A 13,389-nucleotide genomic window follows, 5' to 3' on the forward strand; every position below is an offset into this window, starting at 1 on the left:
CGGTTCAGCAAAATGATATTTTGGGGGAGGCGGCGAGGAGGGGGTAGGGCAGTGGGGCAGTAGGGCAGTAGGGCAGTAGGGCAGTAGGGCAGTAGGGGGCGTCTTCCCGCGGGTCAGAACCAGATCAGCCAGATGAGTTGCAGGACGATGAGGACAATGATGTCCCAGAAGATCATTTCGCCGACGGTGAACCATTTTCGGCGGCGGTTGAACCGATAGAACAAAATGGCGAAGAGCGCCGTGAGCGGAAACGGGATGAAGACGGCGAGCGCGCTCACGGCAGGCGTTTTCCGGTTTTCGAATCGAAGGCGTGCAAGGCGTCCGGCGGGAAACGCAGGTGCAGCAGCGCGCCGTGCTCGGGGCCGCGCCTGCCGTTGGGCGCGCGCACGATCAGGTTGCTCGCGCCGCGCCGCGCGAAGATGAGCATGTCCGGCTCGACATGTTCGACCACGTCCACCTCGAAGGCGACGGAATCCGTTGCGGAGGCGTCGACCAGTTCGATCTGTTCGGGGCGGATGCCGAGCGTGATCGGACCGTCCGGCAGGCCCGGCACCGCCCATTCGAAACTGGCCGCCCTGAATTTGCCGCCGGCAACGCTGCCGTCAAACGTGTTCATTGCCGGCCGGCCCATGAATTCGGCGACGAAGCGGCTGGCTGGCTTGCGGTAGACGGTCTGCGGCGTATCGAACTGGACCAGTTCGCCGTCGCGCAGCACGGCGACGCGGGTGGCGAGCGTCATCGCCTCTTCCTGGTCGTGGGTGACGAACACGAAAGTCTTGCGCAACTCCCGGTGCAGGCGCTTCAGCTCGGTGCGCATGTGCAGCCGGAGCAGGGCGTCGAGATTGGAGAGCGGTTCGTCCATCAGGCAGATGTCAGGCTGCCAGACCAGCGCACGCGCCACCGCGACGCGCTGCGCCTGGCCGCCGGAGAGCTGGCCGGGTTTTCGATGCAGATAACGGCCGATCTGCAGGAGGTCGGCCATGGCCTTGACGCTGCGCTCGATCTCGGCGCGCGGGATTTTCCGCACGCGCAGCGGGTAGGCGATGTTCTCGAAAACGCTCTTGTGGCTGTAGAGCGCATAGTTCTGGAACACCATGCCGATGCCGCGCAGGCGCGGCGGCAGGGCGGTGATGTCGCGCCCCCCGACCAGGATGCGGCCGCCGGTCGGGTTCTCCAACCCTGCGAGCACCCGGCAGGCAGTGGTCTTGCCGGAGCCGGACGGCCCGAGCAGGACGATGAACTCGCCGGTTTCGAAGGCGAGATCAAGCCCGTGCAGGGCGGCGGTGCCGTCCGGAAAGATCTTTGAGACGCCCTCGAAAACGATGCCCATGCACGATCAGCCCTTGACGGCGCCAAATGTCAGCCCGCGGACCAGTTGCCGCTGGACGATGAAGGTGAAGACGACGATGGGCAGCGTGGCGACGATCGCCACCGCCGCCACCTGCCCCCACAGCGTGCCGTGCGGCGTCACCAGCCCGGGGATGCCGACCGTCAGCGGCCTGCCCTCGAAGGCGACCAGGATGAAGGCGTAGAGGAACTCGTTCCAGGACAGGATGAAGCACAGCACCGCGGTGGCGGCGATGCCGGGTGCTGCCAGCGGCACGACGATGAACAGGAAGGCGCCGAGCCGCGAGCGCCCGTCCATGACCGCCGCTTCGTCGATCTCTCGCGGGATGTCGGCGAAGAAGCCGCGCATCATCCACACCACCAGCGACAGGTTGAAGGAGGTGTGGGCAATCACCACGGCGTAGATCGTGTCGATCAGCCCGAGCGCGGTGAAGAACAGGAACAGCGGCACCGCGATCGAGATCGGCGGCGCCATGCGGGTCGTCAGGAAAAAGAAGAACAGGTCTTCCTTGCCCGGAAAATCCATGCGGGCGAAGACGTAGGCGGCCGGCGCGCCGATCAAAATGCAGAGCGCGGTCGAGGAGGTGGAGATGATCAGGGAGTTGATGGCGAGCGGCCAGTAGTCCTTGCCGATGAAGACGGCGGGATAATTGGCGAGCGTCGGGGTGAAGGTCCATTTGGGGATGGAGGCGAACAGGTCGACGCGGTTCTTGAACGACGCCAGCACGATCCAGAGATAGGGCGTGAGCGCGATCACCACTGCCACGGCCAGCACGGCCCAGGCGAAGGCGATCCACGGACGGCTTGCGGGGCGATCCATTACGAATGCCCTCCGAGCGGCGTCGGCCGGTTTGCCGACCAGTAGATCGCCTTGTAGAAGATCGAGCAGAGGATCAGCACGACCAGATAGACCATGAAGGCCACCGCCGCGCCGTAGCCGAGATCCCAGTTCCGGAAATTGACACGGTAGGCGTAGATGGAGACGAGTTCGGTCAGAGTGCCCGGCCCGCCGCCGGTCATGATGAACACCTTGTCGAATTCCTTGAAGGCGTCGATGCCGCGCAACAGTAGCACCAGGGCGATGATGGGCTTCAGCAGCGGCAGCATCACGTCGAGGAAGATGCGCAGCGGGCCGGCGCCGTCCATCATCGCCGCCTCGATGGGCGAGCGCGGCAGGCTCATAAGCCCCGCCAGCATGACCAGGGTGACGAAGGGCGTCCACTGCCAGACGTCGATGGCGACGATGGCCGGGAAGACGAGGTCAGGCGACGACAACACTGCCGCGTTTTGCGACAGCAGGCCGACCTTGCGCATGTAGTAGGTCACCATGCCGAAATCGCCCTGCAGCAGCAGCCTCCAGATCAGGCCGACGGCGACCGGCGCGATCATCATCGGGATGAGCAGCAGCGTGGTCAGCAGGCGCTGGCGGGCGACGAACTTGAAGATCAGGAAGGCGAGCGCGAAACCCAGCAAGAATTCGATGGAGACGGCGAGCACCACGAATTTCAGCGTCAGCAGGAACGAGTCCCAGAACAGCGGATCGTCCCGCATCAGTTTGCGGAAATTGTCGAGGCCGATGAAATTGCCGTTGCGGCTGGCGTCGGCGAAGCTGAGATCCGTCGTCGCGGTGTACATCATGTAATAGAACGGGCCGACGAGGAACACGATGACGAGGACCGTCGCCGGCAGCACGAGCAGCGGGCCGATGCCGCGGTCGAGCAGGAGCGTTCCACGGGTGCTGGCGGTTCTGGTGGTCACGGGCGATCCGGCCTCGAACGATGAGGATCAAAAGGGGACGGCCGCCCCAGAAAGGCGGCCGTCGCGCGGCGAAAAGACCTTACAGTGCCGGATAGGTCATCGGCGCGCAGGAGCCCAGAAGTTCAGAGATTTCCTTGGCCGCTGTGTCGAGCGCGGCCTTCGAACTCTTTTCGCCGGTGAGCGAGGAGGAGAGTTCGCGCACGAGAATGTCGGTCATCTCGGAGGATTGCGGCAACGTCGCCTTCGGCCTGCCGGCCTCGTGCGCCGCCATCGAGGCATTGGAATAGGGCAGCTTCTGCACCTCCGCCGCGGCGTAGACATCCGGCCGGCCGGTGGCGCCGCCATGCAGATGCTGGTCGAGCTGGCGGTCGTAGCCCATCATCCACTGGATGAAGAGAAACGCGGCCTGCTGGTTCTTGGAATAGGTCGGCACAAGGTAGGTCCAGCCTTCGATCTGGCCGACCTTGCCGCCTTCGCCCTGCGGGGTGATGTCGAAGCCGACCTTGCCGACCACCGTCGAGGCGGTCTCGTCGACGGCGACGGCGTAAGTGGCGTCATTCCACATGATCAGCTCGGCGACCTTGCCCTGCTGCATCAAGGCCATCACGTCGTCCCAGAAATAGTTCAGGCTGTCAGGCGGCGAAAAGGCGAGCAGGCTCTTGTAGTAGTCGAGCGCGGCGATTGCCTTTGGGCTGTTGACGATGACCGGGCCGCATTCGGAGCCGCTCTTCACGTCGAGCACGTCGCCGCCGAACGAATAGAGGAAGTTCAGCCACTCGTACCACAGCGCCTCGTGGCGCTTGGCCTGCAGCGCGGTGCCGTAGAGGCCCTGGTCGGGGCGATAGAACCATTCGGCGATGTCGCGATACTGGTCCCAGTTCTGGGCGGGTGCGAGGTCGTAGCCGTATTTGGCTCTGAAACCTTCCTGCTCCTTCGGGTCCGCTAGCAGGTCGGTGCGATACCACATGAACAGGTTGAGCACGGTGAAGGGAAAGCCGTATTCCTTGCCGTCATACCAGGAAATCTCCTTCCACGGCTTCTGGTAGAGCTGTTCCTCGGGCTTGAACGTCGGATCGCGCAGCGCCGGATCGTTCATGAAGCCGCTGAGTTCCAGCAGATGGCCGTTGGTGGCGAACTTGCCGAGCTCGCGATGCGGCTGGATGATGACGTCGTAGCGTCCGCGCTTCGAGTTGAGGTCGAGCTGCACCTTGTTCACCGCTTCGGAGTGCTCGTACATCTCGACTTCGACGTCGATGCCGGTGGCAGCCTCGAATTGCGGGGCGAGTTTTGCCAGCGCCTCCAGCGGCGGCAGCGCCTCGCCGACCACGCGGATGGTGGCGCCGCTGTAAGGCTTCGCGGCTTCTTCCAGTGTCCACGCCCCAGCCTGTGCGACATGCAACAGGACTGAGGCGATGCCTCCCATGATAAGGCGGCCTGCCAAGGTCTTCATCGACATCTCCTGAGTGCTCCCCCCTTTTCGAGAAGCTTTGTGGCACAGAATGTGCCATGTCGCAAACCAAAATGTGGTAACTTGCAAATTTATGTGCAACGATGCTATGACCGTTTCATGTTGGCCGGGATCGACGCGTGGCCGAAAAGATTGCAGGGTGCCGGATCGTGATGGATTTCATTTTCATGCTGACGCGCGACGACCGCACGGTCGAGGACAGCCTCGACCTGATGGCGCTGATCGAGCCCGTCCGCCTCAGACATATCGGCTTCAAGGATATCGGCGTGCCGCCATCGGTGCTGAAGACGTTGGTCGAGGGCATCCACCGGGCCGGCGCGATCTCCTACATGGAAGTGGTCTCGACCACGCCGGAGGCCTGCCTGCAATCGGCGCGGATCGCCAGGGATCTCGGCGTGCAGCGGCTGCTCGGCGGTACACAGGTGAATGAGATACTCGACCTTCTGGAAGGCAGCGATACCACCTATTTCCCCTTCCCCGGCAAGCCGGTGGGACATCCGACAAAACTCGGCGGCACGGCGGCCGACGTAGAGGCGGATTGCCGGGGATTTATCGAGAAGGGTTGCGCCGGCTGCGACATCCTCGCCTATCGCGCCACCGAGGCCGACCCGATCGACCTTGTGCGCGCCGCACGAAAGGGGCTGGGGCCGGACAAATACCTGATCGTCGCCGGCGCGGTGACCTCGGCGGAGCGGATCAGGGCGGTGAAGGCGGCCGGCGCGGACGCCTTCACCATAGGCACCGCGGTGTTCAACGGCTCCTATTCGCCGTCGAAGGGTTCGATCATCTCGCAGCTTCGCGACGTACTCGCCGACTGCGAGAGCGCCTGAGCGTGGCCGTCGTCGGCATCGATCTCGGCACGCAGAGTCTCAAGGCGATCGTCGTCGATGATCGCTTCAGGATACGAGGCGAGGCGAGTGTGCCTTATCAGCCGCGCTTTCCCGCACCCGGTTGGGCCGAGCAGGATCCGGCGCTTTGGCTCGCCGCGCTGCGGCTGGCCATCCGCAAGGCGCTGGATGCAGGAAAGCTGAAGCCGCGCGACATCAAGGGCATCGCCGTCAGCGGCCAGCTCGACGGCTGCGTGCCGGTGGACTACGACGGGTCCCCGCTTGCGCCCTGCATCATCTGGATGGACCGGCGCGCCGTCGGCGAGGTGGCCGGAATCGATGCCGCCCGTATCCGCGAGCGGACCGGGCTGGTGCTCGACGCCTCGCACATGGCTGCGAAGATCCGCTGGATGAAGCGTCACCTGCCGGAGACGGCGGCCTGCCGGACCTGGCACCAGCCGGTGTCGTTCCTGGTGGAGAGACTCTGCGGCGAGGCGGTCATGGACCATGCGCTGGCCTCCACGACCATGCTCTATGGCCTTGAGGAACGCGGCTACGCCGGTGACCTTCTCGACCTGTTCGAGGTCGAACGCGAACAAATGCCGTTGATCGGCGAGGCTTCGGCGGCGGCCGGCGCGCTGTCGCCGGCGGGGGCCGAACTCACCGGTCTGCCGGCGGGCATCACGGTCGCGGTCGGCACAGGCGACGATTTCGCCAATGCCATCGGCGCGGGCGTGGTCGAGCCGGGCATCGTGTCGGTGAGCCTCGGCACCGGCGAGGTCATCGGCGTCGTGTCGGACGAGCGCAGGCTGGATGGCGAAGGGCTTGTGCAGACTCACGGCTATGTCGGCGGCCGCTATTATCTCGGCAATCCGGGATGGCTGGCCGGCGGCGCGGTGACATGGTTCCTGTCGACCTTCGGTATCGGTTCGCCTGCCGAGCTTTCGGCGCTCGCCGCGAGTGCTGCGCCGGGAAGCGGCGATCTCCTGTTCCTGCCGGCACTCAACGGGGCGATGGCGCCGCGCTGGATCGAGGGCGCGCGCGGCGCCTTATACGGGCTGACGCCCGCGCACGGCAGGGCCGCCTGCGCCCGGGCGCTGCTGGAAGGCTGCGCCTTCGCCATGCGCGACGTGGTCGCCCGGCTTGAGGCCATGGGTGTCGAGACCGGCCGCATCCGCCTGTGCGGCGGCGGTGCCAGGAGCCGCATCTGGGCGCAAATCCGCGCCGATGTCAGCCGGCGGCCGGTGGAGGTGCTGGATGCGGCGGATACCTCGCCGATTGGAGCGGCCATCCTCGCCGGCGTCGCCGTGGGCAATGCCGCTAGCGTCGCCGAGGCCGCGGCTGCGACGCCGCGTACCGTGGATGTCATCATGCCCGATCTGGTCCGCGCCGATATCTATGACCGCTGCCATCGCCGCTACCGAACCCTGTTCGAGGCGCTGACGCCGCTCTATGCGGAGGACGCCTGATATGCGGCCGCTTGCCGAGGCGCCCGTGGAGGACCGCCGAAAAATCTCGGTGGTGCTGACCGACATAGACGACACGCTGACCGAGCACGGCCGGCTGCCGGCCAAAGCCTACAGCGCATTGGAGCGGCTGAAGCAGGCGGGCTTCATCGTGGCGCCGGTCACCGGCCGGCCAGCCGGATGGTGCGACCTGATCGCCCGCCAATGGCCCGTGGACGGCGTGGTGGGGGAGAATGGTGCGTTCTTCTTCCGCTACGAGGACGAAAGCCGGCGGCTGACCCGCCACTACGCCAAGAGCGCCGACGAGCGCCGGCATGATGCCGAGCGGCTCGCTCGCATCCGCGAGGCGGTTCTGGCCGAAATACCGGGCGCCGCCGTCGCCGCCGACCAGGCTTTTCGCGAGGCCGATCTCGCCATCGATTTCTGCGAGGATGTGCCGCCCCTGCCGAAAACCGACGTGCAAAGGATCGTCGGCATCTTCCAGCGATTCGGGGCGACCGCAAAAATCTCGTCGATCCACGTCAACGGCTGGTTCGGTGGCTATGACAAATTGTCGACCAGCCGGCTGTTCCTGAAAACCTGCTTCGGCATCGATATCGACCGCGAGTGCGACCGGATCGCCTTTGCCGGCGACAGTCCGAACGATTCCCCCATGTTCGGCTTCTTCCCCAACAGCGTCGGTGTAGCTAATGTGCTTGATTTCGGGGATGATTTGCCCGCGCCGCCAGCCTATGTGGCTAAGGGTCGAGGCGCGGACGGATTTGCGGAACTCGCGGACATGCTGATCGCGGCAAAGGGGTAGGAATGGACAACGGCAGGCTGACCAAGAAGGAAAGGCACGAGCTGATCCTTTCCGAGATACGAACCTCGGCCGCCATCCGCATCTCCAAACTCGCCAAACGCATCGGCGTCGCCGGCGAAACCATCCGCCGCGACCTGATCGAACTCGGCGATGCCGGGCTGATCAACCGCACCTATGGCGGCGCCACCATCTCGCTGGTGACCAGCGAACCCGCGATTTCCGAGCGCGGCCTGACGCTCGTCGAGGAGCGTGCCCGCATCGGCCGCGGCACGGTCGGGCTGGTGGAGAAGGGCCAGATCGTCATGATCGACGGGGGCTCGACCACCTACGAGGTGGCGCGCAACCTTGCGCAGTTCAGCCGCGACCTGACGATCATCACCAATTCGACCGGCATAGCCTCGGTTTCCGGCGGCAATCCGACCTTCCGTGTCATTCTCTGCCCCGGCACCTACGACAATCGCGAGGGCAGCGTGCTCGGCGAGGACACGGTCGAATATGTCAGCCGCTACAATGCCGACATCGCCGTCATCGGTGCATCGGGCATAACCGTCGACGGGCCGAACGACATGATATCGGGCGCGGTCGCCGTGAAGCGGGCGATGATCGGCCAGGCCATGTCGACCGTCCTGGTCGTCACCCACGACAAGTTCGGCCGCGCCAGCCTGCAGCGCGTCTGCAAGCTCGGCGACATTTCCGATGTCGTCACCGACGCCGAGCCGCCTGCGGGGTTCCGCGAGGCGATGCAGCAGGTGGGGTCGGATTTGCATGTGTTTGCGGGGCGGTGAGGAAGTCCACCGTCCAGCGGGGCCGTCGCAAATGGCCGCCGTGGCACTCCGTCCAACACCCCTCATCCGACCTCGCTTCGCGAGGCCACCTTCTCCCACAAGGGGAGAAGGGGGAGTTTCGCGTAAACCTCTCCACCAATCACCAAAGTTGGAGATTTGCCGAGACGAAAATGCAGCGCTCTCCCTTCTCCCCTTGTGGGAGAAGGTGGCCTCGCGAAGCGAGGTCGGATGAGGGGTGTTGGACGGAGTGCGACGGCGGCCATTTGCAATTGCCATGCCATTGACCGTTGGAGATTTCTGGCAAGACAGTGATTGACCACGTCGTTGGTGAGGCAGCCTCCTAATCAAAAGCGACCATCGGTCGCCGCCTGCCGCTCCGAACCCGCGAAATCCAGCGCTCCCCGCAGCTTCAATTGGTCTGCATGATGGCACGCGACCATGTGGCCGTCGTCCGTCTCGCGAAGCGCTGGCACACGTTCGGCGCAGAGAGCGGTAGCATAACCGCAGCGGGTGCGGAAACGGCAGCCTGAAGGTGGATTGGCAGGATCGGGCCGCTCGCCGGTGAGCAGGATCGGCCGGCGCGGGGCGTCCGGATCGGGCTCCGGCACCGCCGACATCAGCGCCTCGGTGTAGGGGTGTTTCGGCGTATAATAGACCTGCCGCGTCGTGCCGACCTCGACGATCTTGCCGAGATACATGACTGCGACGCGGTTGCAGACATAGGCGACGGCGGCGAGGTCGTGGGCGATGAACAGGTAGGTCAGCCCGAGGCTTTCCTGCAGGTCGGCGAGAAGGTTGAGGATCTGCGCCTGGATCGACACATCGAGCGAGGAGATCGGCTCGTCGCAGACCACCAGCGCCGGATTGAGCACCAGCGCGCGGGCAATCGCGATGCGCTGGCGCTGGCCGCCGGAGAAAGCGTGCGGAAAACGCTTCAACTGGTCCTTCGACAGGCCGCACTTCACCGCGATGTCGACCACGCGGTCGTCGATCTCCTTGCGTGACAGCCGGCCCCAATCGCCGGCGCCGGCGATCAGCGGTTCGGAGATGATGTCGCGCACCGTCATGCGCGGGTTGAGCGACGCATAGGGGTCTTGGAAGATCATCTGCATGTGGTGGCGCGAGCGGCGCAGCGCCTGCTTGTCGAGGCTGGTGACCTTCAACGTGCGGCCGTCCGTGGTGAGTTCGACGGTGCCGGATGTCGGCTCGACGCCGCGCAGCACCGCCAGCCCGAGCGTCGTCTTGCCCGAGCCGCTTTCACCGACCAGGCCGAGCGTCTCGCCGTGCGCGATCTCGAACGACACGTCGTCCACGGCGCTGACATAGCCGGCCGGTTTTGCAAAAAAACCCTTGGTGCGCGTCGGGAATCGCACCGACAGGTTCTTGACGGTGAGCAGCGGCTTTGCTGTCGAATCCTTGGCCAATGCCGACGCGGAAAATGTTTCGGTCGTCATGCCAAAACCTTCTCGCCATGGACGCATTCGACCTCGTGGCGGCCGTTGCCGTAGCGCGGCGGCTGCAACTCGGCGCAGCGCGGCAGCACAGCCACCGGGCAGCGCGGATGAAAACGGCAGCCTGGCGGGACGTCAAAAATGTTGGGCACAGAGCCGGCGATGGGACGGATGCGGCGACCGCGATCGATGTCGCCGAGGCGCGGAACCGCGTCGAGCAGCGCCCGAGTGTAGGGATGGGCAGGCTTGCGAAAGATGTCCCGCACCGGAGCGCTCTCGATGATGCGACCGGAATACATGACCGCCACCCGGTCGGCCATCTGGGCGACGATGCCGAGGTCGTGGGTGATGAACAGGATCGCCATGCCGAGGTCGCGCTGCAGGGTGCGCAGGAGTTCGAGGATCTGGCCCTGGATCGTGACGTCGAGGGCCGTCGTCGGCTCGTCGGCAATCAGCAGGCTCGGCCCGCAGATCAGCGCCCGGGCAATCATGGCGCGCTGACGCATCCCGCCGGAGAACTCCGACGGATACCGGTCGAGCGCGCCGACCGGGTCGGGAATGCCGACCTTGCCGAGCAGTTCGGCGGCCCGCGCCCGCGCAGCCTTGCGCCCGACATCCTCATGCACCGTCACCACCTCGGCAATCTGCTGGCCGATCGTGTGGATGGGCGAGAAGGAACTCATCGGCTCTTGGAAGATCATGCCCATGCGGGCGCCGCGGATCGCCTCGATGCCCTTGCCGCGCGTACCGAGTTTCGCCACGTCGGCGCGGAAACCGTCCTGGGTCTGCAAGGCAATCTCGCCGCGTGCGACCTTCAGGTTGGCGCCAAGCAGTTGCATCAGCGCCAGCGCAGTGACGCTCTTGCCGGAACCGCTTTCGCCGACCAGCGCCAGCACCTCGCCGCGCGCGATGTCGAACGACACGTCCTGGGTGATCGGCACGGAATTGCCGTCGCGGGTGTCCAGCGCGATCGACAGGCCGCGCACGGAAAGGACAGGGGCTTCGATGGGTGCGATCATCATGACTTCGAATACGGATCGGCGGCGTCGCGCAGGCCGTCGCCGACGAAGTTGAAGGCCAGCACCGCGACGATGACGAAGACTCCGGGGATCATCAGCCACGGCGCCTGGTCGATGGCGCGGATGCTTTGCGCGGCGAAGAGCAGCACGCCCCAGCTTTCGACCGGCTCGCGCAGGCCGAGGCCGAGGAAGGAGAGCGACGTCTCCGCCAAGAGGATTTCGGGGAAGGCGATCGAGGCGTCGACGATCAGGTAACTCAGGAAGGACGGCAGCAGGTGGCGGCGTATGATGCGCGCGTCCGAGCAGCCGGAGAGCCGCGCGGCGAGCACGAAATCCTCGTGGCGGGTGGCGAGCAGCTTGCTGCGCACGGTCCGCGCCAGCCATGTCCAGCCGAGCAGCGCCAGGATCGTGGTGATGGCGAGATAGGTGGCGAGCGGTCCCCAGTCGCGCGGCATCAGTGCGGCCAGCGCCAGCCAGAGCGGCAGCGTCGGGATCGAGCGGATGAACTCGATCAGCCGCATGATGAAATTGTCGATGCGACCGCCGAAATAGCCGGCTATGCCGCCGATCGCAGCACCCAGGACGAACGAGACGGTGACGCCGACAAACGCAACGGCGAGCGAGGCGCGCGTCGCGTGAACGGAGCGCGAGAACAGGTCGAGCCCGGTGAAATCCGTGCCGAAGAGATGGATGAAGCCTTCCTCCGTGCCGAAGAGGTGGATGTCGGTCGGGATGATGCCGAGCAGCCGGTAGGGCGCGCCTTCGACGAAGAAATGGATCGGCCATTTCTTCGATGTGTCGACCTGGTGCGTCATGCGCAGCGTGACCATGTCGCGCACCGCCTTGCTGCCGTAGACGAAGGGCCGCAGATGGATGGCTCCGGTCTCGTCGATCATCCGCGGCAGCATCGGCGCGCCGGCGACATAATCCTGGTTGCGCTGGCCGGGCGGGTAGGGGCTGATCGTCTCGGCAAACAGCGTCATCGCCAAAAACATGCCGAGCAGCGCCATGCCGACCATCGCCATCTTGTGGCGGCGGAACTTCCACCACATCAGCTGCCACTGGCTGGCGAGGTCCGGCCGATAGGGTTTGCGGCGGAAGAGCAAGCGGGATGGCGCGAGGCCTTCGAGCAGAGACATCGCCGTCACTCCAGCCGGATGCGCGGATCGAGCAGCACGAGCAGGAGGTCGGACACGAAGGTCCCGATGATCGTGAGCAGGCAATAGAGGAAGATCAGCGCACCGGCGAGGTACATGTCCTGATTGAGAAGCGCGTTGAGGAAAAGCGGACCGGTGTCGGGCAGCGCCAGTACATAGCCGACGATCGGCGCGCCGGAGATGACGTAGGTCAGCCGCCAGCCGAGCGTCGCCGCGATCGGGTTCAGCGCCATGCGGACGGGATAGCGAATGAGCAATTGCATCGGCGACAGGCCGCTGGCCTTGGCGGCAAGCACATACATCTTGTCGAGTTCGTCGAGCACGGCGGCGCGCATCGAGCGGATCAGATAGGCGGTGCCTGCCGTGCCGAGCACCAGCACCGGAATGACGAGATGGGAGAGGAAATCCTTGACGCGCGCCCAACTCCACGGCGCGTTAGCGAACTCAGGCGAGAACAGGCCGCCGACGCTCTGCCCGAAATATTTCTGGCCGAGATACATCAGCACCAGCGCCAGAAGGAAATTCGGAATGGCAAGGCCGAGATAGCCGATCAGCGAGGAGGCGTGGTCGCCGAAGGAATAACGATGCACGGCCGAGTATATGCCGATCGGGATCGAGACGGCATACATGAAAAGCAGGGTGGAGAAGGCGATGGCCAGCGTCAGCGGCATGCGCTCGCCGATGGCTTCGCCGACCGGCCGACGCCATTGCCAGCTATAGCCGAAGTCGCCTTGCAAGGCTCCGGAGAGCCAGCGCCAGTATTGCTCGTACCAGGGCTTGTCGAGGCCGAGTTCGACGCGCACGGCCTGCACATCAGCCGCGCTGATGATGGCCCCGGTCGCGGCCCTCTTGGCCGCGACGATCTCGGCATAGTCGCCGGGCGCCGCCTGGATGATGACGAAGGAGACGAACGACACCAGCAACAAGGTGAAGGCGGTGTAGGCAAGTCTGCGTGACAGAAACGAGATCATCGCGCCCCCTGCCTTCGATGTCTGCGCCTCTCCTTACCCGGCTGCCGCCACCCTCTCCCCGTAAGAACCAGGGCAATCGCATATGGGCCTACTTTGCCAAATGATCCTCGGCGCCTCGCCTGCGGCGAGACGCCGAGGCACCACCCCTTGTATCTGCACGAGAGTGATTTTGTGCGATTGCAGCGACTGAACCTCGAACCGGATGGCCATCCGGTTCGAGGTTTGGCGAAGTCGCCCGTACCCCCTTCGGCCACAACCGTCGGTGAGCCTGGGATCTTCGCCTTTGTCACGCACGACCGAATAGTCGCTTGGCTCCAATCGCACGCACAAGGCAGGTT

13 protein-coding genes are annotated in these 13,389 nt (G+C 65.0%); 4 read left to right on the top strand and 9 right to left on the bottom strand.

Features of this window, described 5'->3' with window-relative positions:
* Nucleotides 1–113: 113 nt before the first annotated feature.
* From ABMA59_RS30350 to ABMA59_RS30370, 5 genes are all read right to left on the bottom strand, one after another.
* Complete coding sequence (locus tag ABMA59_RS30350; RefSeq protein ID WP_349009116.1) at nt 114–278, bottom strand: hypothetical protein; 165 nt, start codon at nt 276–278, stop codon at nt 114–116.
* A complete protein-coding gene (locus tag ABMA59_RS30355; RefSeq protein WP_349009117.1) occupies nt 275–1,330 on the bottom strand; it encodes an ABC transporter ATP-binding protein in 1,056 nt (351 codons plus the stop codon). The genes ABMA59_RS30350 and ABMA59_RS30355 overlap by 4 nt, the downstream gene beginning before the upstream one ends.
* Nucleotides 1,331–1,336: 6 nt before the next feature.
* Entirely contained in the window at nt 1,337–2,167 is an 831-nt protein-coding gene (locus ABMA59_RS30360; protein WP_349009118.1) for a carbohydrate ABC transporter permease, read from the bottom strand.
* Complete coding sequence (locus ABMA59_RS30365) at nt 2,167–3,105, bottom strand: carbohydrate ABC transporter permease (protein ID WP_349009119.1); 939 nt, start codon at nt 3,103–3,105, stop codon at nt 2,167–2,169. The genes ABMA59_RS30360 and ABMA59_RS30365 overlap by 1 nt, the downstream gene beginning before the upstream one ends.
* 79 nt (nt 3,106–3,184) lie before the next feature.
* Nucleotides 3,185–4,555, bottom strand: coding sequence for an ABC transporter substrate-binding protein (locus tag ABMA59_RS30370; RefSeq protein WP_349009120.1), 1,371 nt, complete (start codon nt 4,553–4,555; stop codon nt 3,185–3,187).
* Between the two features lie 137 nt (nt 4,556–4,692).
* On the opposite strand from ABMA59_RS30370, the gene ABMA59_RS30375 reads away from it, so the two are divergent.
* From ABMA59_RS30375 to ABMA59_RS30390, 4 genes are read left to right on the top strand one after another with little or no spacing between them, the layout of a single operon-like run.
* The gene (locus tag ABMA59_RS30375) at nt 4,693–5,403 is read left to right on the top strand and encodes a 4-hydroxythreonine-4-phosphate dehydrogenase (protein WP_349009121.1); all 711 of its coding nucleotides are present in this window, start codon (nt 4,693–4,695) and stop codon (nt 5,401–5,403) included.
* A 2-nt stretch (nt 5,404–5,405) separates the two neighbouring features.
* Entirely contained in the window at nt 5,406–6,869 is a 1,464-nt protein-coding gene (locus ABMA59_RS30380) for a xylulokinase (RefSeq protein WP_349009122.1), read from the top strand.
* Between the two features lies 1 nt (nt 6,870).
* Nucleotides 6,871–7,668, top strand: coding sequence for an HAD-IIB family hydrolase (locus ABMA59_RS30385; protein WP_349009123.1), 798 nt, complete (start codon nt 6,871–6,873; stop codon nt 7,666–7,668).
* A gap of 2 nt (nt 7,669–7,670) precedes the next feature.
* Entirely contained in the window at nt 7,671–8,453 is a 783-nt protein-coding gene (locus ABMA59_RS30390) for a DeoR/GlpR family DNA-binding transcription regulator (protein ID WP_349009124.1), read from the top strand.
* Between the two features lie 344 nt (nt 8,454–8,797).
* On the opposite strand, the gene ABMA59_RS30395 is transcribed toward ABMA59_RS30390, so the two are convergent.
* From ABMA59_RS30395 to ABMA59_RS30410, 4 genes are read right to left on the bottom strand one after another with little or no spacing between them, the layout of a single operon-like run.
* Nucleotides 8,798–9,907 (bottom strand): ABC transporter ATP-binding protein, encoded by a 1,110-nt coding sequence (locus ABMA59_RS30395; RefSeq protein WP_349009125.1) that lies wholly within the window; start codon nt 9,905–9,907, stop codon nt 8,798–8,800.
* Nucleotides 9,904–10,923, bottom strand: coding sequence for an ABC transporter ATP-binding protein (locus ABMA59_RS30400; RefSeq protein ID WP_349009126.1), 1,020 nt, complete (start codon nt 10,921–10,923; stop codon nt 9,904–9,906). Before ABMA59_RS30400 ends, ABMA59_RS30395 begins: the two co-directional genes overlap by 4 nt.
* Complete coding sequence (locus tag ABMA59_RS30405; protein WP_349009127.1) at nt 10,923–12,062, bottom strand: ABC transporter permease; 1,140 nt, start codon at nt 12,060–12,062, stop codon at nt 10,923–10,925. Before ABMA59_RS30405 ends, ABMA59_RS30400 begins: the two co-directional genes overlap by 1 nt.
* Before the next feature lie 5 nt (nt 12,063–12,067).
* Nucleotides 12,068–13,051 carry an ABC transporter permease gene (locus ABMA59_RS30410; protein ID WP_349009128.1) on the bottom strand — a complete coding sequence of 328 codons (984 nt, stop codon included), beginning with the start codon at nt 13,049–13,051 and terminating at the stop codon, nt 12,068–12,070.
* Between the last annotated feature and the right edge of the window lie 338 nt (nt 13,052–13,389).

The organism is Mesorhizobium yinganensis, from assembly GCF_040081985.1.
GTDB classification, from domain to species: Bacteria; Pseudomonadota; Alphaproteobacteria; order Rhizobiales; family Rhizobiaceae; genus Kumtagia; species Kumtagia yinganensis.

Bases quoted from the DNA above. Each gene is read 5' to 3' on its own strand.
- ABMA59_RS30355 (WP_349009117.1), bottom strand. From the start codon at position 1,330: ATGGGCATCGTTTTCGAGGGCGTCTCAAAGATCTTTCCGGACGGCACC.
- ABMA59_RS30360 (WP_349009118.1), bottom strand. From the start codon at position 2,167: ATGGATCGCCCCGCAAGCCGTCCGTGGATCGCCTTCGCCTGGGCCGTG.
- ABMA59_RS30370 (WP_349009120.1), bottom strand. From the start codon at position 4,555: ATGAAGACCTTGGCAGGCCGCCTTATCATGGGAGGCATCGCCTCAGTC.
- ABMA59_RS30385 (WP_349009123.1), top strand. From the start codon at position 6,871: ATGCGGCCGCTTGCCGAGGCGCCCGTGGAGGACCGCCGAAAAATCTCG.
- ABMA59_RS30390 (WP_349009124.1), top strand. From the start codon at position 7,671: ATGGACAACGGCAGGCTGACCAAGAAGGAAAGGCACGAGCTGATCCTT.
- ABMA59_RS30395 (WP_349009125.1), bottom strand. From the start codon at position 9,907: ATGACGACCGAAACATTTTCCGCGTCGGCATTGGCCAAGGATTCGACA.
- ABMA59_RS30400 (WP_349009126.1), bottom strand. From the start codon at position 10,923: ATGATCGCACCCATCGAAGCCCCTGTCCTTTCCGTGCGCGGCCTGTCG.
- ABMA59_RS30405 (WP_349009127.1), bottom strand. From the start codon at position 12,062: ATGTCTCTGCTCGAAGGCCTCGCGCCATCCCGCTTGCTCTTCCGCCGC.
- ABMA59_RS30410 (WP_349009128.1), bottom strand. From the start codon at position 13,051: ATGATCTCGTTTCTGTCACGCAGACTTGCCTACACCGCCTTCACCTTG.